The following is a 24,575-nucleotide window of genomic DNA, read 5'->3' on the forward strand; positions in this document are numbered from 1 at the left end:
GCTCTGGCCAACCCATGGGACCAACGATTCACCAGGACTTCCGGCACCGACGCGCCCGCCGGACGGGGCCATGCGGGGCGGATCGTCAGCCGCGCACCTGGCCCAGCCACTGCAGGGTGCGGCGGACCTCCGCGGCGAGGGGATGGGCGGGGCCGTGCAGCCGCTCGACGTCCATCAGGAGCCGCGCCAGGGTGTCGTGGGCGGCGGGCCGGTCCCCGAGGGCGAGCAGGAGGTGCCCGATGCGGCGGCGCACGTCGTGGGCGAGCACGGGGTCGCCGGAGACGTACTGGTTCTCGTAGTACGGCAGCAGCGCGCGGTACTCGGCGAGGGCTGCGGCCGGTTCGCCGAGCTGCTCCAGGCACTGGGCGACGTCGTAGCGGAAGCGCAGGGACTGCGGGTCGGCCTGGCCGGCCTCGGAGGCCCGTTCGTCGGCGAGGCGGCGCAGCTCGGGCAGGGCGCGCCGGTACTGGCCGTCGTCCATGAGCGTGGCCGCGTACTGCTTGCGCAGGGTGCGCACGACCGGTGAGTGGGTGCCGTGCTGTTCGGCCGCGACGGGCAGGATCGCGCCGAGGATGTCGACGGCCTGGGTGATCCGGCCCTCGCCGAGGAGCCGCTTGACCTCGTCGACGGCGCGGGCCACGTCGGCCTTCTCGTCGGCGGGCGGTGCCGGGGCGGCGGGCGCGGGCTGGGGCGCGGGGGTGCGGGCGCGGTCCGGCCACGGCGCGTGGGGGCGCAGGAAGGGGCGGGTGGGGTCGAGGGGTTCCCCGCTGGGCGTGCCGCGCGCGGGCAGCAGCGTCTCCAGGGCCTCGTAGACCTCCTGGGCGGAGGCCGGGCGGTGCTGGGGGTCCTTGGCGAGCAGGCGCAGGACCAGCGCCTCCAGGGCCTCGGGGACCTCGGGGCGGGTCTGGCGCACCGGCTTCGGCGGCTCGTACAGGTGCCGGTGCAGCACGCCGAGCGCGGTCGAGCCGGAGAACGGCACGTCCCCGCTGAGCAGTTCGTGCATCAGGACGCCGAGCGCGTACAGGTCGGTGTACGGGCCGACGGCTCCGCCCATCGCCTGCTCGGGGGCCATGTAGGCGGGCGAGCCGATCGGGGAGCCGGTGTGGGTGAGGCGGGTGGTGTCGGTGTCCATGACGGACGCGACGCCGAGGTCGAGGACGGTGACGGTGCCGTCCTGCTTCACCATCACGTTGCGCGGCTTGAGGTCGCGGTGGACGATCGGCACCGCGTGCACGGCGCTGAGCACCGCGCACAGCTGGGCGGCGACCGCGACCGCCCAGGGCCACGGGTACGGCTCCCGCTCGGCGAGGTGGGCGGAGAGGTCGACGCCGTCGACGTACTGCATGACGAGGAACAGCTCCTCGCCCGCGCTGCCCGCGTCGTGCACGGTGACCAGCCCGGGGTGGTCGACCTGCGCGGTCACCCGGCACTCGCGCACGAAGCGGCGGCGCAGCTCGTCCGCCTCCTGCCCGGCCACCTTGTCGGGGCGCAGCAGCTTCACCGCCACGCGCCGGTCGAGCCGCTGGTCGTAGGCCGTCCAGACCTGGCCCATGCCGCCCTGCCCGATGAGGGCGGACAGCTCGTAGCGGCCGGAGACGACACGTCCCGCCGTCGCGGTCACAGCCCGCCCTCACGGGTGCCGTCGGGCCGGCCGTCCTGGCGGCGCAGATAGTCGCTGAGCTCGTCGAGTTCGGCGCGCACCTGGTCGATGCGGGCGGGCGCGGGGCGCTGCGGGGGCGGCGGCACGGGCGTGGAGTCGCGCGGGAGCGGGGGCACCGGGGTGTGGGGCGGGACCGACGGCACGGTCGTCGCGGTGTACGGCGACGGGGGCCGGGGGTAGCCGTACGCCGGGCCGGAGTGCGGCTGCGGGGCGTATCCGGTGGCGAGGTGCGCCTGGTGGAAGTGGCGGATGTCGGCGGCGAGGTAGTACGCGATCGCGGCGACGATGCCGCCGAGGAGCAGGACGAGGCCCAGCCAGCCGCCGGCGGTGTGGATCTCGTCGCCGGGCTCGGAGCCGATCAGGTAGAGCCCGAAGTAGGGCACCATGATCGACGCCGCGAACAGCCACCAGTCGGCCGCCCGGCGGGTCACGAGGGCCAGGCGCAGCATCATCGCCCAGGTCAGCAGGCCGAAGCTCATCACGGCGACCACGACGAACAGCACGCGCAGGAAGACCAGCGTCCCGGTGGACGGCGGCCGCTTCACCGGCTGTGGGTAGCCGTGGCCTTGCATGACTGCTCCTGATCGCCTGACGAGTGGACGGTTCCGGCCGGTCCCGCACGCTCGGGGCAACCTCGGTCGCGCGACGGCCGCTTCGAGCGTATAGGTCGACACCGAGGTCCGGTCAGCGGTTGTACCGGATCGTTGTCGTGCTGATCACCTCGTGCGATGCCGCAGGTGGCGGAGGCCGCGCTTCCGCTCGGCCGTCAGAGCGGGTGGCGCATCCACACGTTGGGTTCCACGTACACGGCCAGGTCCCTGTCGGGTTCGCAGCGCACCGGCACCAGCGCCCCCTCCACCTCGACGTCCCCCGCGGTGTCGAAGGGCAGCCCGGTCCAGCCGCGCCACATCTCCAGCGAGCCGACGACGGTCATCGAGGCCGGGGAGACGGAGTCGACCGTGGCTCCGGCGCGCACGTGGACCCGCATCCACGGGTCGTACGGCAGCCCGTCGGGGCGCACACGGCGGACGTACTCCTCGATGGGGGTGCGCGGTTCGAGGTGCTTGGCGCTGGGCCGGACCGGCGCGACGACCTCGGTGAAGCCGTGCGCGCGGGCGTTGTCACGCATCGCGCCGAGCATCCGGGCGGACAGGCCGGCGCCCTGGACGTGCGGGGCGACGACGACGGAGATGGCGCTGACCGTGTCGGGCCGGGTGCCGTTCCGCAGGTCGGCGAAGGCCCAGTGGAGCACCTGGTCCCAGCCGCGGGCGGGCAGGGTGCCGCGCCCTTCGGCACGCAGCGCGAACGGCACGCTGAAGGCGTGGGCGACGACCTCGCCCCGCTCGTCCTCGGCGAACAGCACGTACTCGGGGAGCTCGGCGGGGATGCGGCCGTAGTGGCTGTTCCCCATGAGGTCGTGCAGGACGAGCTCCGGCCAGCTGTCCGCCATGCCGAGCACCGCCCCGGTCCGCTCGGGCCGCTCGGCCAGACTCCACACCTTCGTCTCCATGCCGGTCACGGTAGGGCGACCGGTGAGGCGAGCAAAGTCCTTTTCCGCGGGGCGGTCTCAGCCGCCGCACTGCCGCAGCATCATCTCCTTGTCGGCCTTGGTCACGGGCAGTTCGTACTTGAGGGAGACCTGGGCGAAGCGGACCGCGTAGGAGCAGCGGATCGCCTTGCTGGGGGGCAGCCAGGCGGCGGGGCCGGAGTCGCCCTTGGAGCTGTTGGTGGGGCCGTCGACCGGAAGCAGGTTGAGCGGGTCGTTGGCGATGTCCTGCCGCTTGCCCTTGGGCCAGCGCGAGGCGCCCATCTGCCAGTCGTAGGACAGCGGCATGACGTGGTCGATCTGCACGGTGGTGGCGCGGGACTTGGTCCACTCGATGGTCCGGCCCGTGTACGGGTCGTCCAGCGTCATCGACGTCACGACACAGTTCGAGCCGGAGCGGAAGCGGACGTCCTGGCCGTCGCGTTTGAGCAGGTCGTTGCGGGTGTCGCAGCCGTTGCGGGAGAAGGGGACGCCGCCGGGCGCCGAGTCCATCCAGGCGTAGCCGAACGCGTCCCGTTCGTAGCCGGTCTTCGGGCCGCGGCCCTTCGTGGCGACCTTCTCGATGAGGGCTCGCGCCTCGGCCCGGTCGGCGTCCGAGGTGAGGGGCGCGAGGCCCGGCTCGGTGCCGTCGGCGTTGTCCAGCGGGCTGGCCGCGCGTCCGGAGCCGGCGGCCGGACCGGCGCCGGACGTCCCTTCCGGTGCGGGCAGCTCGACGTTCTCGCAGCCTCCCAGCAGCAGTGCCGTGCCGAGCACCGCCGCGGCGGTCGCCGCCCCACCCCTCAGACGCCTCACGCTGCCGTCCCTCCCCTGGCCTGCCCCGATGCCCCTCGGCTCCGGCTCTGTGTCTTCCCCGGTTCCCGGTCATGCACACGGTAACCGCCCGGCGCACAGGGGCATCCAGGAGGTCCAGACCATAAACCGGCCAAGTGCGCATAGCACGCAAGTCCGGCGTATCGTCGATCGTGAGTCACTCGGGAAGGAGCTCTGGATGGGCATCTTCGACAGGTTCAAGAGCAACCGCCAGGCGCAGGACAAGGCCGGCGACATGTCCGACGCCGCGGAGCGAAAGGTCAACGAGAAGACGGGCAGCAAGTACGAGAGCCAGATCGACGACGCCCAGCAGCGGATGGAGCGTCAGGCCGGCATGGACCGTGACAAGCCCGACCAGCCGTGAGGCCGTAGACCCACGCCCAGCCCGAGACAAGCCGTCCGCGCGGACCGACGTCCCGCGGACGGCTCCCTGTGCCGGGCCTGGCGGCGACGCTGGTCCGCCGGTGAGCCGGGGCCGGTGAGTCAGGCCCCGGGGACCGTCAGGATCCCAGGACCGAGGTCAGGAACTCCCCGACCCAGCCCAGCAACTCCCGGCCGACCAGCGGCTTTCCGCCCACCTTCGCGGTCTTCGGGCGCGGCACCAGCACCTGGTGGACCGACGGCTTGATGACCGTGCCCGGATAGAGGCGCTTGAGCCGCAGCTCCTGCGACTCGCGCAGCTCCACCGGCGCGAACCGGATGTTGTTGCCCTGCAGCACGACCTCGCCGACCCCGCACGCGCGGGCCAGCATCCGCAGCCCGGCCACCAGCAGCAGGTTCTCCACCGGCTCGGGCAACTTGCCGTAGCGGTCGACGAGTTCCTCGCGGACGGCCTTGATGTCCTCCTCCGAGTTGGCGGAGGCGATGGCCCGGTACGCCTGCAGACGCAGCCGCTCGCCCGGCGCGTAGTCGTGCGGGACGTGCGCGTCGACCGGCAGCTCGATCTTGACCTCCAGCGGCGGCTCCTCCTCCACACCGCCCTCCAGCGAGGCGCGGTAGTCGGCCACCGCCTCGCCGACCATGCGCACGTACAGGTCGAAGCCGACGCCCGCGATGTGCCCGGACTGCTCGCCGCCCAGCAGATTGCCGGCGCCGCGGATCTCCAGGTCCTTCATGGCCACGTACATGCCCGCGCCCATCTCGGTGTGCTGGGCGATGGTGGCGAGCCGTTCGTGCGCGGTCTCCGTGAGCGGCTTCTCCGGCGGGTACAGGAAGTACGCGTACCCGCGCTCGCGGCCGCGGCCGACCCGGCCACGCAGCTGGTGCAGCTGCGAGAGGCCGAAGTTGTCGCCGCGCTCCACGATCAGGGTGTTGGCGTTGGAGATGTCGATGCCGGACTCGACGATCGTCGTGGAGACGAGGACGTCGAACTTCTTCTCCCAGAAGTCGACGACGACCTGCTCCAGCGCCTGCTCCGACATCTGGCCGTGGGCGGTCGCGATCCGCGCCTCCGGGACGATCTCGCGGAGCCGGGCGGCGGCCCGGTCGATCGACTCGACGCGGTTGTGGATGTAGAAGACCTGGCCCTCGCGCAGCAGCTCGCGGCGGATCGCCGCGCCGATCTGCTTCTCCTCGTACGGCCCGACGAAGGTGAGGACCGGGTGCCGCTCCTCCGGCGGGGTGGTGATCGTGGACATCTCGCGGATGCCGGTGACCGCCATCTCCAGGGTGCGCGGGATCGGCGTCGCGGACATCGTCAGGACGTCGACGTTCGCGCGGAGCTTCTTCAGCTGCTCCTTGTGCTCGACGCCGAAGCGCTGCTCCTCGTCGACGATGACCAGGCCGAGGTCCTTGAACTTGGTCTCGGAGGAGAACAGCCGGTGGGTGCCGATGACCACGTCCACCGAGCCGTCGCGCAGCCCCTCCAGGACCGCCTTCGCCTCGGTGTCGGTCTGGAAGCGGGACAGCGCGCGCACGTTCACCGGGAACTGCGAGTAGCGCTCGGAGAACGTGCCGAAGTGCTGCTGCACCAGCAGGGTCGTCGGCACGAGCACGGCGACCTGCTTGCCGTCCTGGACGGCCTTGAAGGCCGCGCGCACCGCGATCTCCGTCTTGCCGTAGCCGACGTCGCCGCAGATCAGGCGGTCCATCGGGACCGACTTCTCCATGTCCTCCTTGACCTCGGCGATGGTCGTCAGCTGGTCCGGGGTCTCGGCGTACGGGAAGGCGTCCTCCAGCTCGCGCTGCCAGGGGGTGTCGCCGCCGAAGGCGTGTCCCGGCGCGGCCATGCGGGCGCTGTAGAGCTTGATCAGGTCGGCGGCGATCTCCTTGACGGCCTTCTTGGCGCGGGCCTTCGTCTTGGTCCAGTCGGCGCCGCCGAGCCGGTGCAGGGTGGGCGACTCGCCGCCGACGTACTTGGTGATCTGCTCCAGCTGGTCGGTGGGGATGTACAGCCGGTCGCCGGGCTGGCCGCGCTTGGCCGGGGCGTACTCCACGACCAGGTACTCGCGGGTGGCGCCCTGCACGGTGCGCTGCACCATCTCGATGTAGCGGCCGACGCCGTGCTGCTCGTGGACGATGTAGTCGCCCGCCTCCAGGGTGAGCGGGTCGATGGTCTTGCGGCGGCGGGCCGGCATCCGGGCGCCCTCGCGGCCGGCCGCCTTCTGCCCGGTCAGGTCGGTCTCGGTGAGGACGGCCAGGCCGAGCGCGGGGTCGACGAAGCCGTAGTCGATGCAGCCGCACGCGACGTGCACGACGGACGGGGAGATCTCCTCCAGGTCGATGGTCAGACGGGCCGGGACGCCCTCGCCGCCGAGCACCTCGACGGTGCGGGCCGCCGGGCCGTGGCCCTCGGTCACGAAGACCGTGCGCCAGCCGTCGGCGAGCCAGCCCTTGGTGTCGGCGAGCGCCTTCGCCGTGTCGCCGCGGTAGGACTCGGGGGCGCGCATGCCCAGCTTCAGGGTGTCCGTGTCGAGCTCGTCGTCGGCGGCGAACGGCGACACCGACCACCACATCATGTCCAGCTCGCGGGCCCGGTCCCGGACGTCGGCGATGGACCACAGGGAGGCCGCGCCGACGTCGATGGGGGCCTCGCCGCCGCCCGCGGTGGCCGCCCAGGACGCCTGCAGGAACTCCTGCGAGGTCGCCACCAGGTCGGCGGCGCGGGTGCGGACCCGCTCCGGGTCGGCGACGACGGCCATGGCGCCCTTGGGCAGGACGTCGAGCAGCAGCTCCATGTCGTCGACCAGGACCGGCGCCAGGGATTCCATGCCCTCGACGGCGATGCCCTCGGCGATCTTGCCGAGCAGTTCGCCCAGCTCGGGGTGCTCCTCTGCCAGCACCCGCGCCCGCTCGCGCACCTCGTCGGTGAGCAGCAGCTCACGGCAGGGCGGCGCCCACAGGCCGTGCTCGGCGACCTCCAGGGAGCGCTGGTCGGCGACCTTGAAGTAGCGGATCTCCTCGACGTCGTCGCCCCAGAACTCGACGCGCAGCGGGTGTTCCTCGGTGGGCGGGAAGACGTCGAGGATGCCGCCGCGCACGGCGAACTCGCCGCGCTTCTCGACGAGCTCCACGCGTGCGTAGGCGGCGGCCGCGAGGGCGTCCACCACGGCGTTCAGGTCGGCAGTCTGCCCGGTGCGCAGGGCCACCGGCTCCAGGTCTCCGAGGCCCTTGACCTGCGGCTGGAGGACGGAGCGCACGGGCGCCACGACCACGGACACCGGTCCGGTCTCCGGGTCGTCGGGCCGGGGGTGGGCGAGCCGGCGCAGCACGGCCAGGCGGCGTCCCACGGTGTCGCTGCGGGGGCTGAGGCGCTCGTGGGGCAGGGTCTCCCAGGACGGGTACTCCACGACGCCCTGCTCGGGCAGCAGCGAGCGCAGCGCCGCCGCCAGGTCCTCGGCCTCCCGGCCGGTCGCCGTGACGGCGAGGACGGGACGGCCGGTCTCGCGGGCGAGGGCCGCGATCGCGAAGGGGCGGGCCGCCGGGGGGCCGACCAGGTCGACGTGCATGCGGTTGCCGTCCGCGGCCGCCGCGATCGCTTCCGCCAGGGCGGCGTCCTTGACTACGGCGTCGAGCAGACCGTGCAGACTCATGGAGGAGCTTTCCGTCCAAAGGGATGGGCAACGCGAAGGGCCCGACACGGGAGACGGGCCGGGTGTTCCAGCGTACGTCGCCACGAGGACGGACGCCGGGGCCTGTGGACAACCCACGATCACCCCCACGGCTCCCCGGCCCGGTCCCGGCCCCCCACCCCCCGCCACGTAAAGTCCCCCCATGCCCACCCCAGCCGCCTCCGCGATATCGGATGCCTCCCCGGACCCCGCGATACCGGGGGGCGAGCCGCGTGCCGGGGAGTCGGCGGCCAGGGCCGGGCGGTGGGACGGCTGGGGGCTGGCCGTCGTGTTGTTCGTCGGGTACGCCGTCGTGTCCGTGGGGCGGTACCGCCATCTGGGGCAGCGCTCGTGGGATCTCGGCATCTTCGAGCAGGTCGTACGCTCCTACGCGCACCTCCAGGCGCCGGTCGCCGATCTGAAGGGGCCGGGGTTCAACATCCTGGGCGACCACTTCAGCCCGGTGACCGTGCTGCTCGCGCCGGTCTACCGGCTGTTCCCGTCCTCCGTCACCCTGCTCGTCGCGCAGGCGGCGCTGTTCGCGCTGTCGGCCGTCCCGGTCGCCCGGGCCGCCGCCCGTCTGCTGGGCCGGGGGCGCGGTCTTGCGGTCGGCGTCTCCTACGGGCTGTCCTGGGGCATCCAGCAGGCCGTCGACTTCGACTTCCACGAGATCTGCTTCGCCGTGCCGCTGCTCGCGTTCGCGCTGGAGGCGGTCCTGGCCCGGCGCTGGCGGGCCGCCCTGCTGTGGGCGCTGCCGCTGGTCCTCGTGAAGGAGGACCTGGGGTTCACGCTGAGCGCCCTCGCCGTGGTCGTCGCCTGGCGGGCGCGCGGCACCTCCCCGCGCGCGGCCCGGTACGCGGTCGGCGTCGCCGCGTTCGGGGCCGTGGCCGTCGCCGTCACCCTGCTGGTGCTGATACCGGCGTTCAACTCGGCGGGCTCCTACGACTACTGGAACAAGGTGGGCGAATCGGGCGGCGGGGGGCCGCTGGACGGCCTGGACACCAAGCTCCGCACCCTCGGCTGGATCCTGATACCGACGACCGGGCTGCTCGCCCTGCGCTCCCCGCTGCTGCTCGTGGCGCTGCCCACCATCGGGTGGCGGTTCGTCTCCTCGTACCCGCAGTACTGGGGCACCGACTGGCACTACAGCGCCGTCCTGATGCCGGTCGCCGCCCTCGCCCTCGTCGACGCCGTGCACACCGCCCGGCACAGCCCCCGCCCGTGGCTGCGGTCGTACGTCCGGCACCTGCCGGCCGCCGTCGCGGGCGCCTCCCTGGCGCTGACGACGTCGCTGCCGCTGGCCGCCGTGACCGAGGCCGAGATCTACCGCAAGCCGGAGCGGGTCACCGCCGTCGAACGCCTGCTCGCCGAGGTCCCGGACGGCGCCTCCGTGGAGGCGAACATCGCCCCGATCAGCCGCCTCACCTCGCGCTGCCGGGTGTTCTGGGTCAGCAACACCCAGGGCGTCGACCCGGACTACATCGCCCTGGACAACTCCCGCAAGCGCTACCGCGACGTCGAGGCGTACGCCCGCACCCTGCACCCCGACGCCCGGTACGCCGTCCAGGGCACGGCCTACGGGGTCGTCCTGCTGGAGCGGCAGGGCCGGTGACGGCAGCGGCCCGGCCCGGAGGGTGTCCCCCTCCGGGCCGGGCCCGTCCCCCGCAACCCCCGTGTGCGGTGGCTACTCGGTCGCGATGGCGTTGAGCACGTTCATCCGGCCCGCCCGGAACGCCGGCACGAGGGCGGCGAACAGGCCCACGAAGGCCGAGCCGATGAACACCCCGCCGATCGTCCCCCACGGGATCTCGAGGACGTCCAGGCCCTCCAGGGCGAGGAGCCGCTGGGCGGTCGCACCCCAGCCCATCCCCAGGCCGAGGCCCAGCAGGGCGCCGAAGAGGGCGATCACCACGGACTCCATGCGGATCATGCGGCGCAGCTGCCGGCGGGAGAGGCCGATGGCGCGCAGCAGGCCGATCTCCCGGGTCCGCTCGACCACCGACAGGGCCAGCGTGTTCACCACGCCGAGGACCGCCACGATGATCGCCAGGGCCAGCAGGCCGTAGACCATGTTCAGGAGCTGGCCGACCTGGTCCTTCAGCTCCTCCTTGTAGTCGGTCTGGTCGCGGACCTGGTACTGCGGGTACGGGTCGAGCGCCTTCTTCAGAGCGGCGTACGCGGCGTCCTGCTTGCCGTCCTCCGCCTTGGCGAACATGATCACGTTCTGCGGGATGCGGTCCGCGGGCAGGTAGGTGCGCAGCGTGTCGATGCTCAGGTACCGGGCGCCCTGGTCGATGGCGGTGTCGTCGTCGGTGATGGCTGCGACCTTCAGCTTCGCCGTCTCACCGCCCTTGAAGGCGACGGTGATCGTGTCGCCGACGTGCACGCCGTGCTTCTTCGCGTAGTCGCTGCCGACCGACATGGCGTCCTTGCCGTAGGCGGCGGACAGGGTGCCCTGCGTCGTCGTACGGCGCAGGTCCTCGGCGTACGTCGGGTCGGCGGCCGTGACGCCGGAGTCGTCGGTCTTGCCGTCCGGCGAGGTCAGGGTGGCGTCGACGCTCTTGTAGTGGGTGACGTGGGAGAGGCCGGGCGTGTCCTCCATGGCCTTCTCGGCCTGCGGCACGATCGGCTGCTGCTGGCTCATCACGATGAAGTCCGCGCCGACCGACTTGTCGAGCTCGCTCGTCGCCGAGGCGACCATCGAGGAGCCGACCACCGACAGGCACGCCACCAGGGCGAGGCCGATCATCAGGGCGGCACCGGTGGCGCCGGTGCGGCGCGGGTTGCGCAGGGCGTTGCGCTCGGCCATGCGGCCCACGGGCCCGAACGCCCGCAGCAGCACCGCGCTGATCACCCGGACCACACCGCCCGCGAGGAGCGGGCCGATGACGACGAAGCCGATCAGGGACAGCACCACACCGCCGCCCAGCATCAGTGCGCCGTCGCTCGCCTTGTCGGCGGTGGCCGCCGCGTACAGGGCGGCCGCGCCCGCGCCGGTGAGGACCAGGCCGATCAGGCCCCGGACCCGGCCGGCCTTGCCGTCGGCCGGGGTGCCGGCGTCGCGCAGGGCGGCCATCGGGGAGACCTTCCCGGCGCGGCGGGCCGGCAGGTAGGCGGCCAGCACCGTCACCACGACACCGAGGATCAGGCCGACCACCGGGGTCGTCGTCTTCACCGTCAGGTCGTCGGTGGACAGGTTCATCCCGGCCATCGACATCAGCTTCATCAGGCCGACGGCGATGCCGACGCCCGCGCCGACGCCGAGGACGGAGCCGACGAAGCCGAGCAGCAGCGCCTCCACCAGCACCGACCGGTTGACCTGGCGGCGCGAGGAGCCGATGGCCCGCATCAGGCCGATCTCGCGGGTGCGCTGGGCGACCAGCATCGAGAAGGTGTTGATGATCAGGAAGATGCCCACCAGGAACGCGATCCCGGCGAAGCCGAGCATGGCGTACTTGATGATGTCCATGAACTCGCCGACGTCCTTGCGGTTCTCGTCGGCGTTCTCCTTGGCCGTCTGGATCTTGTACGAGCCGTCCAGGGCCTGGGCCACGTTCCGCTTGAGCTGGGTGTCGCTCACGCCGTCCGCGGCGGTGACGGAGACCTGGGTGAAGCGGCCGGTGGCGCCGAGCAGGGCGCGCTGGCTGGTCTCGGTGTCGAAGTAGACGACGGCCGCGCCCGGGTTGGTCACCTTCCAGGAGGCGATGCCGACGATCTTCGCGCGGATGTCGCCGGTGGCGGCGATGGTGCGCAGCTCGTCACCGAGCTTCAGGTCGTGCTTGTCGGCGGTGTCGGCGTCGACCATCACCTCGGTGGGTCCGCGCGGGGCGTGCCCGGAGGTGATCTCCATGGACCGCAGGTCGTTCTCGGTCCAGTTGCCGGCGAGGGTGGGCGCCCCGGTGGACGACCCCATGTTCTTGTTGTCGGCGTCCACGACGGTCACGTTCAGCGAACTGACCGCGCCCTCCGCCTTCTTGACGCCCTCGGCCGAGGCGACCTGCTCGACGACCGAGGCCGGCAGCGAGGCGGGCCGGCCCGTGCCGGCGCCGTCGTCCTCGTCCTCGGCGTCCTTGGGGCTGACGCTGACGTCGGAGGAGGTGACCGCGAAGAGCTTGTCGAAGGTGGTGTTCATCGTGTCGGTGAACACGAGCGTGCCGCACACGAACGCCACGGACAGCAGTACCGCCACCGCGGACAGCGCCATCCGGCCCTTGTGCGCGAAGAAGTTGCGCAGCGAGGTCTTCACGACGGTCATGACGTGCGCCCCCGGGCGTCGAAGTCCTTCATGCGGTCGAGGACGGCCTCGGCCGTCGGCCTGTACATCTCGTCGACGATGCGTCCGTCGGCGAGGTACAGCACCCGGTCCGCGTAGGAGGCGGCGACCGGGTCGTGGGTGACCATCACGATGGTCTGCCCCAGCTCGTCCACGGACGTGCGCAGGAAGCCGAGGACCTCGGCGCCGGCGCGGGAGTCCAGGTTGCCGGTGGGCTCGTCACCGAAGATGATCTCCGGCCGGGCGGCGAGGGCGCGGGCGACCGCGACGCGCTGCTGCTGGCCGCCGGAGAGCTGCGTGGGCCGGTGCTTGAGCCGGTCGGACAGGCCGACGGTGTCCACGACCCGCCCGAGCCACGCCTTGTCCGGCTTGCGGCCGGCGATGTCCATCGGCAGCGTGATGTTCTCCAGGGCGTTCAGCGTGGGCAGCAGGTTGAACGCCTGGAAGATGAACCCGATGCGGTCGCGCCGCAGTTGGGTGAGCTTCTTGTCCTTCAGACCGGTGATCTCGGTCTCGTCCAGGTAGATCTGCCCGCTGGTGACGGTGTCGAGCCCGGCGAGGCAGTGCATCAGGGTGGACTTGCCGGACCCCGAGGGACCCATGATCGCGGTGAACTGCCCGCGGGCGATGTCGACGTCCACGTGGTCCAGGGCGACGACGCGGGTCTCCCCCGACCCGTACGCCTTCACGACCTGCCGCGCCCGCGCGGCAACGGCCGTAGCCCCTCCAGTACCCCCATGCCTGGGAATGGTCACAGCCGAAGTCACGGTATGTCTCCTCAGTCGGTTCAGCAGGCGCTGCACGCCATCTCGTTACGGCGTTCAGTCTCGTGTCGGGAGGGGGTCCGGCGCGCTGGTGCCCGGCCCCGTCTTCTGCGGGGGAAAACCCCACCCCCACCGGTTCGGTCAGCCACCCCCCGGCGGCGTAAAGCCAGGTTAAGGACGCGGCCCCCGCCCTCTCGTCCTCCGCCGGTACCAACCCTCCCCGAGACCTGGTACGGAGGTACCCCTAGGGGCTCTCCCCCCTGGGGTGGAGGCCGCGTCAGGGTCGCTGCGCCCTTCGGCCCACTCAGCCTCCACCCTCCCGCCGCGTGAGGATCAAGCGGGAAGCCGTCCCGGCGGTTCGGGGACGGGTGTCAGGGACGGCGGACGGAGATCTCCGGGTACGCCGCTGAGGGACCGTCGAGCAGCGGTCGCGGCACGCCCTTGAGGTGCCGGTCGAAGAAGGCGGCGACGTACGCGCGCGTGAGGTGCTGTCCCCGCGCGTAGGGCAGCGCGGCGGTGTCGGGGATGCCGGCCAGTTCCCCGAGCAGCGGCACGTCGGTGAACGAGCCGTGGTCCGCCCCGGTGACGGTCAGCCATCGCTTCCAGCCGTCCAGGCCGGCCCAGGCGTCGTCCCAGGTCCGGTCCGCCGTACGGTCGGTGGCCCCGAACATCAGGAAGGGCCGCCCGTCGAGGCCGCCGGCGGGGACGGGGGCGAAGAAGGTGCCGTCCATGTTCACGCCGGCCCGCACCCGCGCGTCGGCGGCCATCGTGGCTGCGGCCGCGTCCCCGCCGATGGAGTGCCCGCCCATGCCGATCCGCCGGGCGTCGATCATGCGCGCGTGCCGCCACGCGGGGCGCGGCCCGGTGAGCCGGTCGAGCACGAAGGACACGTCCACGGCCCGGCTCTCGGCGACGGCCCGCATCCCGCCCTGCGGAGGCTCCTCGCACAGGACGCACGGCAGGGTCCGCCCGTCGGGCAGCGTGGTACCGGAGTTCTCGTACGGATGGTCGACCAGCGCGACGACGTACCCTCGGCTGGCCAGGTCCTCGGCGAGACCGGTGAGCGTGGAGCGCGGGAACGAGAAGCCGGGCGAGAGCACGACGAGCGGGAACCTGCCGGGCGCGGGCCGCGCCCCGGTGTGCGCCCAGGTCCGGACCCCGCTGATGACCTCCGGCGGGGCGGTCGCCTCGGGTGCCCGCAGCCGGATCAGGTACCGGGCCTCGTCGAGCGTCATGTACGGCGCCGTCGGCCCGCCCGTGCCCCGGCGCGCCGGGTAGGACAGGGACACCATCAATTGCCGTGGCCCGGCGGAGGGCACCCACGGGTCCGGGCGGCCGGTGTCCACGAGGTGGAGGGCGTCGCGTCCGACGGCGTACGGGCCCGTCGGACGCGGGAGTTGGGCCGGCGCGGAGCGCGCGGCGGACGCGGCCGGTGCGGCCGGGCCCGCGGCGGCGGCCGGCAGGGTCAGGGCAGGGCCGAGGAGGAGCGCGGCGGCCGCCACCGGCGGTAACAGGCGTGATCGGATCATGCGGTGGACGCTATGCCGGGCACCCCCGGCAGGGCGTCCCCACGGGGTCGTAGGCCGGGGGTGCCCCCTGGCACCACGGGCCGCCCCCGTGTCCTACCCGGGTCGTACACACCGGGGGCATCGGCAGGGCGGGAAGCGGCCCGCGAGGTCGAAGGGCGTGTCCTTGCGGGACGGCTGGTACGTCACCCTCGGTCCCCACGTCCGCCCGCCGTCCCGGGAGACACGCAGCGTGAGCGCGGGCCCGGGCACCTCCTCGAACGGGTCTTTCTCCTGCTCAGCCTGTTCCACGTCGCCACCTTTCACTTTCCGTGCCGTCTCCGACACAGAGTGACGTCACCGTGGGTACGCTCGGAAGGTGGCTCAGTGTGACAACGGAGTCCGCACGGAGGGGAGTCGCCGGGGTGGCCATCGAGGACAATCCGCGTTCGCGGGAGCAGTACGGGGCGGAGCTGAAACGGCGCCGGGAGGCGGCGGGGCTGACGCAGGAGGAGCTGAGCCAGCGGGCGGTGATGTCGCGGACGCATATCGCGCACATCGAGGGCGGCCGCCGCAGACCGGACACCGAGGACGCCCGGCGCCTCGACCAGGTGCTGAGTACGGACGGTTTCTTCGAGAACTTCCTGCCGGTCCTGGACGGTCGCAAGGTGGCGGAACACTTCAAAGGCGCCGCCGAGTTCGAGGGGCAGGCCACGGAGATCCGGCTGTACGCGCCGAAGTTGGTGCCCGGCATCCTTCAGACGCCCGCGTACGCACGCGAGGTGCTCAGTTCCGGCGCCACGCAGAGGAGCGACGAGCAACGTGACGCGTTGCTTGTCACACGGCTCCAACGCGGGCGCATCCTCGACGATCCCGGCACCCCGACCGTGTGGGCAGTGTTTGACGAGGCCGTGCTGCGACGGCCGATCGGAGGGCCCGCCATGATGGCGGAACAGCTCCGGCACGTCCTGTCGCTCGGAGAGACCCGGCGCATCCGTGTGCACGTCCTGCCCTTCTCGGCCGGATATCACGCGCTGCTTGAGGGCTTCGTCTCCCTGATGTGGTTCGAGGACCTTCCGCCTGTCGCCTACGTGGAAGGTCTGCGGAACGGCCGCGTCTGGGAACTGCCGTCCGTGGTCCGCGAATGCCAGGTGGCCTACGATCACGCGCTGGGCGACGCGTTGTCGCACCGGGCATCTCTGGCCCTCCTCAGGTCTGCCGCGGAGGATTACGAGCATGAAGCGCACCGAGCACCGCATCCCTGACGCCTCCGTCCTGACCTCGTGGCGCAAGTCGAGCCACAGCGGCGGGGACAGCGGCGACTGCCTCGAAGTCGCCGACACGGCACACCCCTCCGTCCCCGTCCGTGACAGCAAGCTCCCCACCGGACCAGCCCTCCTCTTCTCCGCGCCCGCCTGGACCGCCTTCGTCGGCGGCGTGTATCGCGGGCGTATCGAGAACGGCGTACGCCGACGCAACAGTGCGGCCTCTGTCATGGAGGCATGACCCGCAAGCTCTCCCTTCTCGGCACGGCCCTGCTCGGCGTGGCGGCCGTCCTGTTCCTTCTGCGGCGGCCGTTGATGATGTCCGCGCCGACCTGTATGGCCGGGCGGTGGCACGGCTGCCTCGACACGTTCAACGGCGTGGTGCTGATGACCCTGCTCACCGTGCCGTTGGCCGTCCTGGTCGCGGGGGCGCTCGTGTGGCGCCGGCGCGCTCGCGGGGTCCCGGCGGCGTGGCGGCTGTCGCTGGCCGAGGTCGGCATGGTGCACGGCACGGTGCCGTTCGTCTGGCTGGTCCTCATGCCCGGCGCGGCGGCGGGCCGGGGCCCCGGCCGGGTCAGCCTCGTCCCGCTGCGGGACCTGGCCACGATGGGCGCACTCGGGATCACCGGCAATCTGCTCGTCTTCGCGGCCCTCGGCTTCTTCGCCCCGATGCGGTACGCGGCCCTGGCGTCCGTGCCGCGCGTGCTGGCGCTGGGAGCCGGCTGCTCGGTCGTGGTCGAGACGGCGCAGTACGTGCTGCGCCTGGACCGCGTGTCGTCGGTGGACGACGTCCTGGTGAACGCGGCCGGTGCCGCGCTCGCCGGGCTGGCGTCGCGCCGCTGGTGGCGGGTCGCGGCGCGGCCGTCGTCGCATACGCCGGCGGTACGCACCGCTGCCTAGGCTGCGGACATGCGCGTACTGATCGTGGAGGACGAGCCGTATCTGGCCGAGGCGGTCCGGGACGGCCTGCGGCTGGAGGCGATCGCGGCCGACATCGCCGGGGACGGCGACACGGCCCTGGAGCTGCTGAGCGTCCACTCCTACGACATCGCCGTCCTCGACCGTGACATCCCCGGCCCGTCCGGCGACGAGGTCGCCCGGCACATCGTGGCGTCCGGCAGCGGCATCCCGATCCTCATGCTGACCGCCGCCGACCGGATCGACGACAAGGCGTCCGGGTTCGAGCTGGGCGCGGACGACTACCTCACCAAGCCGTTCGACCTGCGGGAACTCGTCCTGCGGCTGCGGGCGCTGGACCGCAGGCGCGCGCACGCCCGGCCTCCGGTGCGGGAGATCGCGGGCCTGCGCCTGGACCCGTTCCGCCGGGAGGTGTTCCGGGACGGACGCCATGTGGCGCTGACCCGGAAGCAGTTCGCGGTGCTGGAGGTTCTGGTGTCCGCCGAGGGCGGGGTCGTGAGCGCGGAGGAGCTGCTGGAGCGGGCCTGGGACGAGAACGCCGACCCGTTCACCAACGCGGTCCGCATCACCGTGTCCGCCCTGCGCAAACGGCTGGGCGAGCCCTGGGTCATCGCGACGGTCCCCGGGGTCGGCTACCGCATCGACACCGGAGGCGACACCCGTGCCTAGGCGCCCCGGTCCGAGCACCCGGCTCAAACTCACCCTCAGTTATGCCGGCGTCGTCCTCGTCACCGGGGCGGTCCTGCTGGCGGTGGTGTGGGTGTTCCTGCTGCGGTACGTGCCGGACAACTCGCAGGGTCTGCTGGGGATCTCACCCAACCGGTATCTGCTGTCGCGGATCTTCGGGCGCGCGGCGGCCGTGACGATGGGGGTGCTGCTGGTGGCCGGCCTCGGCGGCGGGTGGGTCCTCGCCGGGCGGATGCTGGCACCGCTCACCCGGATCACCGCCGCCGCGCGGACGGCCGGGAGCGGATCGCTGTCGCACCGCATCCGCATGGAGGGCCGTCAGGACGAGTTCCGTGAACTGGCGGACGCCTTCGACGGCATGCTGGAGCGGCTGGAGTCGCACGTGGCCGAGCAGCAGCGGTTCGCCGCGAACGCCTCGCACGAACTGCGCACCCCGCTGGCCATCTCGCAGGCCCTGCTCGACGTCGCCCGCCGGGACCCGGACGGCGACCACGACGAGGTGTTCGCCCGCCTCCAGGCCGTCAACGCCCGTGCGATCGACCTGACGGAGGCGCTGCTGCTGCTCGGCCGCAGCGACCGGGGCAACTTCGCCCGGGAGACCGTCGACCTGTCCCTGCTCGCCGAGGAGGCCGCCGAGGTGCTGCTCCCCCGGGCCGAGGAACGCGGCATCACGCTGGACGTCTCCGGCGGGGCGGCCCCGGTCGGCGGCTCGGCGGAGCTGCTGCTGCGGATGGTGACGAACCTCGTCCAGAACGCCGTCGTCCACAACCTCCCCGCGGGCGGCACCGTCACCGTGCGGACGGGGACACGGGGGGACCTGGGCGAGCTGCGGGTGGAGAACACCGGCCCGCCGGTGCCGCCCGGCCTCGTGCCGACACTGACCGAGCCGTTCCGGCGCGGCACGGAACGCGTCCGCACCGACGAGCACGCGGGCGCGGGCCTCGGTCTGGCCATCGTGCACAGCGTCGTCCGCGCCCACGGCGGGAGCCTCGATCTCGTGCCCCGGCCGGGCGGCGGCCTGCTGGTCACGGTGCTGCTGCCGGCCGCGTGGCCGGACAGCGGGCCGCCAGGCAGCGCAAAAGTCTGAGTTAACGGCGGTAACACCGCAGGTCAGACACGGCTTGATAGCGATCCCATATACCGACCGATCAGTTTGTCGAAACCCTCGCGCTCACCCGTACTCCGAAGTAACGTGCGTGGCTCGCCCGCCCCCCACCTCCCTGCGGTCCGCCGCACCGGACCCGAGCCACGCAAGGAGTACCGGGATGTCCTCCCCGTATGAGCCGTACCCACCCCACGGGTCGCACCCGCCGCCACCGTCCCACGCCACCTACCCGTGGCAGGCGGCCTTCCCGCCCGACCCTCCCGAGCCGCCGCGTCACCGCACCCCCGACCACCCGCCGCTCGGGAACCACAGCGACCTGCGGGTCCTGCGCACCGCCTACCGCCTCCAGCGCCGGGTGGCGACCCTCACCGCCCTCGGGTACTTCCTGCTGTTCCTGATCCTGTCCGCCTTCGCCCCCGGCTTCATGGGCGACGAGGTCGCCGCCGGCCTGCCCGCCGGGCTGCTCCTCGCGCTGCTCCAACTGCCGGTCACCTGGCTGGCGATCGCCCTGTACGAGTACACCGCCCGCCGCTACCTCGACCCGATCGCCGACCGTATCCGCCGGCAGGCCGAGATCGACGCCAAGCGGGACGCCGCCGGGCAGAGGGGAGCCGGACGATGACCGACTTCGGCGGAGACACCCAGGCGATGTCCCTGGTCGCGTTCTGCGCGGTCGCCACCATCACGCTGCTGCTGTGCGTGATGACCGGCCCCGACGGGGACGACCTCGACGAGTTCTACACCGGCTACAGCTCCCTGTCGCCGCTGCGCAACGGCCTCGCGATCGGCGGCGACTACATCAGCGCCGCCACGGTCCTCGGCACCACCGGCGTGGTCGCGCTGTGCGGCTACGACGGCATCGTGCTCGCCCTGAGCACGGCCCTGTCCCTGATGCTGCTGATGTTCCTGCTGGCCGAACCGCTGCGCAACGCGGGCCGGTTCACCATGGGCGACGCCCTCGCCCGCCGGATGCCCGGCCGCGCCGTGCGGATCGCCGCGTGCGCGGTGACCCTGGCCGCGCTGCTGCCGCTGATGCTGGTGCAGCTCGCCGGGACCGGCCAGCTGCTGGCGTTCATCCTGGGCTTCTCCAGCGACTCCATGAAGACCGGCTGCATCATCGGCCTGGGCGTGCTGATGATCAGCTACGCGGCGATCGGCGGCATGAAGGGCACCGCCCTCATCCAGATCCTCAAGCTCGTCATGCTGCTCGGCTCGGGCTCCGTCGTGGCCCTGCTCATCCTGCACCGCTTCGACTGGGACCCGGGCGCGCTGTTCGACGCGGCCGCCGCGCAGAGCGGCGTCGGCTCGTCGTTCCTCAACTCCGGGCTGCAGTTCGCGGGCAGCCCGTACCCGCGGATCGACATGATCACCGCGCAGCTCGCCGTCGTCCTCGGCGGTGGCGTCCTGCCGCACATCACCATGCGCATGTACACCGCGACCGGGGCCCGCCAGGTCCGGCGGTCGATGTCCTGGGCGGTGTCCAGCGTCGCCCTGTTCGTGCTGGTGATCACCGTCGTCGGGTTCGGCGCGACCGCGCTGATCGGCCGCGAGGTCATCGCCGGGGCCGACCCGCAGGGCAACACCGCCTTCCTGCTGGGCTCCCGGGCCGCCTTCGGCGCCGACATCTCCTACGCCGAGACCCTGCTGTTCACGACGGTCACCACGGCGATCTTCCTGACGGTGCTCGCCTCGGTGGCCGGCATGATCCTCGCCTGCGCCAACTCCCTGGCGCACGACGTGTTCGCCGTACGGTCCCGGGGGCTGACCACCCGCCGGGAGATGACCGTGGCCCGGATGTCGGCCCTGGCCGTCGGCGCCCCGGCGATCCTGCTGGCGACGCTGGTCCAGCACCGCAGCCTGCAGCCCCTGGTGACGCTGTCGTTCACCCTGGGCGCCTCCGCCATCGCGCCCGCGCTCGTCTACAGCCTCTTCTGGCGCCGGTACACCCGCACCGGACTGCTGTGGACCCTGCTCGGCGGCACCGCCGTCGTCCTGCTGCTGATGCCGGGCACCAACCTGGTCTCCGGCTCGCCCGTCGCGGCGTTCCCCGAGTCCGACTTCAACTGGTTCCCGTTCACCACACCGGGGCTGGTGTCGATCCCCGCCGGGTTCCTCCTCGGCTACCTCGGGACGGTCCTCCCGGGCCGCGGCGACTCCGACGACCAGCGACGGCAGTACGAGGCCGTCGAAGGGTGGATCCTCGCCGGAGCCGTCCGCCGGGACAACTGAGCGCGCACGGCCGAGGGCCCGCCACCGGTACGCCGGCGGCGGGCCCTCACTCCAGCGCCGCCTGCCCGGTCAGCGCCGTCAGGCTGTTGCGCATCTGCCCGATGTGGGCGCGCACCTCGTCCCAGGCGTCGCTGTGCTCACGCAGCACCCGCTCCGTCTCCAGGGCGATCTCCTCGGCCCGCTTGCGGGCCGCCGCGACCAGGTCCTCGGCGTGGGAACGCGCCTCCTCCTGGAGCCTGCGCGCCGACGCCTCCGCGTCCGCGAACACCTCCGTCGCCTCGGCCAGCGACGCCTCCGCGCGCGCCTGCCGCTCCCGCTCCGCCGCCTCCTGCGCCGCCAGCCGCTCCTCGGCCTCCCGCTCGGCGCGGACCCACACCGTGTCGTGCCGCTCCGCCTGCTCGGCGAGCTTGCCCACCGTGCGCTGCCGCGCCTCCCGCAACGCGCCCAGCGCGCCCTTGCGTTCCTGGCGCACCTCACGGCGGGCCGTCACCCGGATCTCGTCCGCCTCGGTCCGGGCCGCCAGCAGCCGCTCCTCCGCGAACGTCTCCGCCTCGGTCGTCACGGCCTCGGCGTGCGTCCGCGCGGACTCCCGCACCTCGTCCGCCCACGACTGCGCCTCGTCCATCAGGCGCCGCGCCTCCCGCCGCGCCTCCCCCCGCACGGCGGCGGCCTCCTGCTCGACCAGCTCGAAGATCCGCCGCGCCCGGTCGCCGAGCGTCTCGTACGTCTGCGGGCCGAGCCGGGCCACCTCCTCCTTCAGCCGCTCCGCCTCCGCCTCCATCTCCCGGGCGAGCACGGTGAGCCGGGCGGCCCGCTCCCAGGCGGCGTCACGGTCGCGGGAGAGGGCGTCGACGAACGCGTCGACCTGGTCGGGACGGTAGCCGCGCCCTCGTACGACCACGAAGTCGTACAGCGGGACCGGTGCACCACTCATCTCGGTACCCCTCTCCACCGAACGGACAGGAAAATGATGATTTAGCGCACATCTTGAAGTATCAGGCGTAAGTGGTCATAACGCGACACTCCGCGTACGGGAGCGGGCGGCGGGCGCGGAGGCGGGCGAACAGCGCACGCGAAAGGGGCCGATCCCGGTCTCACCACCGGGATCGGCCCCTCGTCGCACCCGGCCGCCCTCAGCGGCAGCCGGGTGACATCACGTCACACACCCCACAACCGGGCGAACGCCCGTGCGAGGTCAGAGCAGTCCGTCCCACATCTGTTCCAGCAGGACCGACCACCAGCTCTCCGGCGAACCCAGCGCCGCCGGGTCCAGCGCGGCCAGCTGCGCCTGGAAGTCGACGGTCCAGCGGCCCGCCTGCTCCTGGTTCAGACCGAACCGCAGCCGCCACATCCGGCCCAGCAGCGCCAGGCACCGCTGGAACTCGGGCAGCCCCGTGTTCACGAACTGCGGTGGCACGGGCACACCGCCCGGACCGGCCTCCACCGGCACCGCCACGATGTGCGCCGTCCCGTACTGCACACACAGCGCCTTGCCGAAGTCGCTGCCCATCACCAGGTACGACCCCGCGTCCGACGCCGGCTGCACCCCGCGCTCCTGCGCCAGCTCCGCCAGCGTCGGCACCGGCCGCCCCGGCTGGGCCTGCGCCCAGAAGAACGGGCCCATGTCCAGCGGCAGACCGCCCACGACCAGGCTGTGCGCCACGATCGGCGGCACACCCTGCCGGGACACCGCGGCCTGCTCGAACCGGAAGATCCCCGGCCCGAACGCGCCCGCGAGTTCCTGCGCCACCCCCTCCGGGGGGATCGGCGGCGCCGGCTGCACCTGCGGCAGCGGGGCCCGCACCGGCGCCGGCCGCGCCGGGCCGTCCGCCACCTGGTGCAACTCGCCCTGGTGCGCCAGCAGCTGACCCATGCCCTGCTGACGGCTCGCGTGGTCCGTGCCGTACGGCGCGATCGACGTGATCCGCGCCTGCGGCCACTGCTCCCGGATCATCCGCGCGCAGTAGGCGCCCGGCAGCTCGCACGACTCCAGCTCGGTGTGCAGCTCCAGCACCTGGTCCGGCGGCACGTTCATGGCGCGCAGCTCGTGGAAGATCTGCCACTCCGGGTGCGGTGTACCCGGCGCCGAACGCCGGATCAGCTGCTGCTCGGAGCCGTCCTGGGCGCGGTACCGCAGGACGGCCTGGTAGCCGGGTCCGACGGTCGGCTGCCCCACCGGCTGCTGCGGATAGCCGTACGCCGGCGGCTGCCCCGGGGCCGGCGCCATGGCACCGGGGGGCATGGGCGGCTGAGGGGCACCCGGCGGCACACCGGGTCCGGGAGGACCGACCGGTCCGGAAGGTCCGGGAGGACCGACCGGCCCCGTGGGTCCAAGAGGCCCGGCGGGCCCGGGGTGTCCTGGGTGCCCGGGGTGTCCGGGCGGCGCGGGCGGGGTGCCGGGGGCACCCGGGGCGGGCGGCGGCGGAGGCACACCGGGACCCGCGACGGGCGGGGCGGACAGCACGGTCTCCGCGTGGTGCACGGCACCGGCACCCGGGTCACCGCCCGGGACACCGGGAGCGCCGGGGGGCTTCGGGGCGCCGGGCATGCCGGGGGCGCCCGGGGCAGCGGGCGGCGCCGGGGGACCGGACGGCTGCGGGGCACCCGGGGCACCGGGCGGCGCCGGGGGCTGCGGCGGGCCGCCGGCCTGGCCTGGAGCGGCCAGCACGGTCGCGGCATGGTGCACCCCGCCCGGGGGCGTACCGGGAGCGCCCGGAGCACCGGGCGGCGCCGGCACACCCGGGGCGCCGGGCGCGCCGGGAGGACTGGGCACACCGGGGGCGCCGGGCGCACCCGGCGGCGGCGGAACGCCCGGCCCGGACGCGCCCTCCGGCCCACCGGGACCGAGCGATGACACCATCTGCGTCGGCACGTACCCGCCGGCCGGCGCGCCCGGAGCGCCCGGCGGCGGAGGCGGCGCCGAGGCACCCGGCCCGCGCGGCGGCGCCTTGCTCGTCGCCGCGTCCGCGATGTCGCCCGGCGCCTGCGGATAGCCGTACGCCGGAGGAGCGGGCGGAGGCGGCGGAGCGCCCGCGCCCTGCGGATACCCGTACGACGGGGCGTCCGACGCGTCCGGGCCGTCCACCGCCGGCTCGACCGCGGTGCGCGGCAGCCCGCTGCCCCCCGCGATCAGCGCCGTCGCGGCGTCCGGCGGGGTCGCCGTGTCGTCCCCGCTCAGCGGCGGCGCGAACACCGTCTCCGGCAGCGGCACCGAACGGTCCTCGCCCGGGTCGGCGTTGGTGTCCGTACCGGCCCACGGAGTCGCCCCCTCGGGCACCGCGTCGCGCGGCTCGTCCGCCACCGGCCCGGGGGACGCGGGCTCGGGCTCCGGGGACGGCGGCACCGCGTCGCGCGGCTCCTCGTCCGCCGGCTGCCGGCGGTCCGGCACCCCCATCCGGTCCGCCGCCTCCTGCAACCACTCCGGCGGCGTCAGCAGGAACGACGTCTGGTTCAGATCCACCCGCGCCGCGGGCGCCGGCGCGGGCTCGGCGACCGCGTCGTCACGGCCGTACTCCTCCTCGTAACGGCGGATCACCTCACCCACCGGCAGCGACGGCCACAACGTGGCCTCCCCGCTGTCCCGGGCGATCACCAGCCGCTGCGCACCACCGTCGGAGCGCGGACCGTCCGCACGGTCCTCGCCCCAGACCACGAAGCCCAGCCCGAACTCCCGCACCCGCACCTCACGATGCTGGTACGACGGCACATCGCCGTTGATCCACTCCTCGGCGCGCTCCTGCGCCTGCGCGAACGTCACCATCGCG

General features: G+C 73.2%; 19 protein-coding genes. 9 read left to right on the plus strand and 10 right to left on the minus strand.

Features of this window, described 5'->3' with window-relative positions; translation table 11 throughout:
• Positions 1 to 85 precede the first annotated feature (85 nt).
• The 4 genes from ACFV46_RS04780 to ACFV46_RS04795 form a co-directional block, all read right to left on the minus strand.
• On the minus strand, positions 86 to 1,579 hold the full coding sequence (locus ACFV46_RS04780; RefSeq protein ID WP_385497172.1) for a protein kinase: 1,494 nt from the start codon (positions 1,577 to 1,579) through the stop codon (positions 86 to 88).
• A 38-nt stretch (positions 1,580 to 1,617) separates the two neighbouring features.
• Positions 1,618 to 2,232, minus strand: coding sequence for a hypothetical protein (locus ACFV46_RS04785; RefSeq protein WP_361923542.1), 615 nt, complete (start codon positions 2,230 to 2,232; stop codon positions 1,618 to 1,620).
• 194 nt (positions 2,233 to 2,426) lie between these two features.
• Complete coding sequence (locus tag ACFV46_RS04790; protein WP_385497009.1) at positions 2,427 to 3,170, minus strand: N-acetyltransferase; 744 nt, start codon at positions 3,168 to 3,170, stop codon at positions 2,427 to 2,429.
• 57 nt (positions 3,171 to 3,227) lie between these two features.
• A complete protein-coding gene (locus ACFV46_RS04795; protein WP_385497010.1) occupies positions 3,228 to 3,998 on the minus strand; it encodes an HNH endonuclease family protein in 771 nt (256 codons plus the stop codon).
• A 196-nt stretch (positions 3,999 to 4,194) separates the two neighbouring features.
• On the opposite strand from ACFV46_RS04795, the gene ACFV46_RS04800 reads away from it, so the two are divergent.
• Positions 4,195 to 4,380 carry an Rv0909 family putative TA system antitoxin gene (locus ACFV46_RS04800; protein WP_361923534.1) on the plus strand — a complete coding sequence of 62 codons (186 nt, stop codon included), beginning with the start codon at positions 4,195 to 4,197 and terminating at the stop codon, positions 4,378 to 4,380.
• A gap of 136 nt (positions 4,381 to 4,516) precedes the next feature.
• Here the strand turns inward: ACFV46_RS04800 and mfd are convergent, their stop codons facing one another.
• Entirely contained in the window at positions 4,517 to 8,047 is a 3,531-nt protein-coding gene (gene mfd / locus ACFV46_RS04805; protein ID WP_361923531.1) for a transcription-repair coupling factor, read from the minus strand.
• A 181-nt stretch (positions 8,048 to 8,228) separates the two neighbouring features.
• Between mfd and ACFV46_RS04810 the strand changes: the two genes are divergently transcribed.
• Entirely contained in the window at positions 8,229 to 9,677 is a 1,449-nt protein-coding gene (locus tag ACFV46_RS04810) for a DUF2079 domain-containing protein (RefSeq protein WP_385497011.1), read from the plus strand.
• 72 nt (positions 9,678 to 9,749) lie between these two features.
• On the opposite strand, the gene ACFV46_RS04815 is transcribed toward ACFV46_RS04810, so the two are convergent.
• The 3 genes from ACFV46_RS04815 to ACFV46_RS04825 all read right to left on the minus strand — a co-directional run bounded on the left by ACFV46_RS04815 (position 9,750) and on the right by ACFV46_RS04825 (position 14,631).
• Positions 9,750 to 12,320 (minus strand): FtsX-like permease family protein, encoded by a 2,571-nt coding sequence (locus ACFV46_RS04815; protein WP_361923525.1) that lies wholly within the window; start codon positions 12,318 to 12,320, stop codon positions 9,750 to 9,752.
• On the minus strand, positions 12,317 to 13,105 hold the full coding sequence (locus tag ACFV46_RS04820) for an ABC transporter ATP-binding protein (RefSeq protein WP_385497012.1): 789 nt from the start codon (positions 13,103 to 13,105) through the stop codon (positions 12,317 to 12,319). Before ACFV46_RS04820 ends, ACFV46_RS04815 begins: the two co-directional genes overlap by 4 nt.
• A 368-nt stretch (positions 13,106 to 13,473) precedes the next feature.
• Positions 13,474 to 14,631 (minus strand): alpha/beta hydrolase family protein, encoded by a 1,158-nt coding sequence (locus tag ACFV46_RS04825; protein ID WP_385497015.1) that lies wholly within the window; start codon positions 14,629 to 14,631, stop codon positions 13,474 to 13,476.
• A gap of 401 nt (positions 14,632 to 15,032) precedes the next feature.
• On the opposite strand from ACFV46_RS04825, the gene ACFV46_RS04830 reads away from it, so the two are divergent.
• The 7 genes from ACFV46_RS04830 (at position 15,033) to ACFV46_RS04860 (ending at position 20,811) form a co-directional block, all read left to right on the plus strand.
• A complete protein-coding gene (locus ACFV46_RS04830; RefSeq protein WP_385497016.1) occupies positions 15,033 to 15,872 on the plus strand; it encodes a Scr1 family TA system antitoxin-like transcriptional regulator in 840 nt (279 codons plus the stop codon).
• A complete protein-coding gene (locus ACFV46_RS04835) occupies positions 15,844 to 16,113 on the plus strand; it encodes a DUF397 domain-containing protein (RefSeq protein ID WP_385497017.1) in 270 nt (89 codons plus the stop codon). The genes ACFV46_RS04830 and ACFV46_RS04835 overlap by 29 nt, the downstream gene beginning before the upstream one ends.
• Entirely contained in the window at positions 16,110 to 16,772 is a 663-nt protein-coding gene (locus tag ACFV46_RS04840) for a VanZ family protein (protein ID WP_385497018.1), read from the plus strand. Before ACFV46_RS04835 ends, ACFV46_RS04840 begins: the two co-directional genes overlap by 4 nt.
• A gap of 9 nt (positions 16,773 to 16,781) precedes the next feature.
• Positions 16,782 to 17,459: a response regulator transcription factor gene (locus ACFV46_RS04845; RefSeq protein ID WP_376727243.1), complete on the plus strand. Its 678-nt coding sequence runs from the start codon at positions 16,782 to 16,784 to the stop codon at positions 17,457 to 17,459.
• Complete coding sequence (locus tag ACFV46_RS04850; protein WP_385497019.1) at positions 17,452 to 18,564, plus strand: sensor histidine kinase; 1,113 nt, start codon at positions 17,452 to 17,454, stop codon at positions 18,562 to 18,564. Before ACFV46_RS04845 ends, ACFV46_RS04850 begins: the two co-directional genes overlap by 8 nt.
• Positions 18,565 to 18,742: 178 nt before the next feature.
• On the plus strand, positions 18,743 to 19,204 hold the full coding sequence (locus tag ACFV46_RS04855) for a DUF485 domain-containing protein (protein ID WP_361923501.1): 462 nt from the start codon (positions 18,743 to 18,745) through the stop codon (positions 19,202 to 19,204).
• Complete coding sequence (locus ACFV46_RS04860; protein ID WP_361923498.1) at positions 19,201 to 20,811, plus strand: cation acetate symporter; 1,611 nt, start codon at positions 19,201 to 19,203, stop codon at positions 20,809 to 20,811. Before ACFV46_RS04855 ends, ACFV46_RS04860 begins: the two co-directional genes overlap by 4 nt.
• 46 nt (positions 20,812 to 20,857) lie before the next feature.
• On the opposite strand, the gene ACFV46_RS04865 is transcribed toward ACFV46_RS04860, so the two are convergent.
• Entirely contained in the window at positions 20,858 to 21,745 is an 888-nt protein-coding gene (locus ACFV46_RS04865) for a cellulose-binding protein (RefSeq protein ID WP_376727241.1), read from the minus strand.
• Between the two features lie 261 nt (positions 21,746 to 22,006).
• Positions 22,007 to 24,571, minus strand: a complete 2,565-nt coding sequence (locus ACFV46_RS04870) for an SUKH-4 family immunity protein (RefSeq protein ID WP_385497021.1) — start codon at positions 24,569 to 24,571, stop codon at positions 22,007 to 22,009.
• Between the last annotated feature and the right edge of the window lie 4 nt (positions 24,572 to 24,575).

This window comes from Streptomyces sp. NPDC059852, assembly GCF_042731455.1.
Classification (GTDB): domain Bacteria; phylum Actinomycetota; class Actinomycetes; order Streptomycetales; family Streptomycetaceae; genus Streptomyces.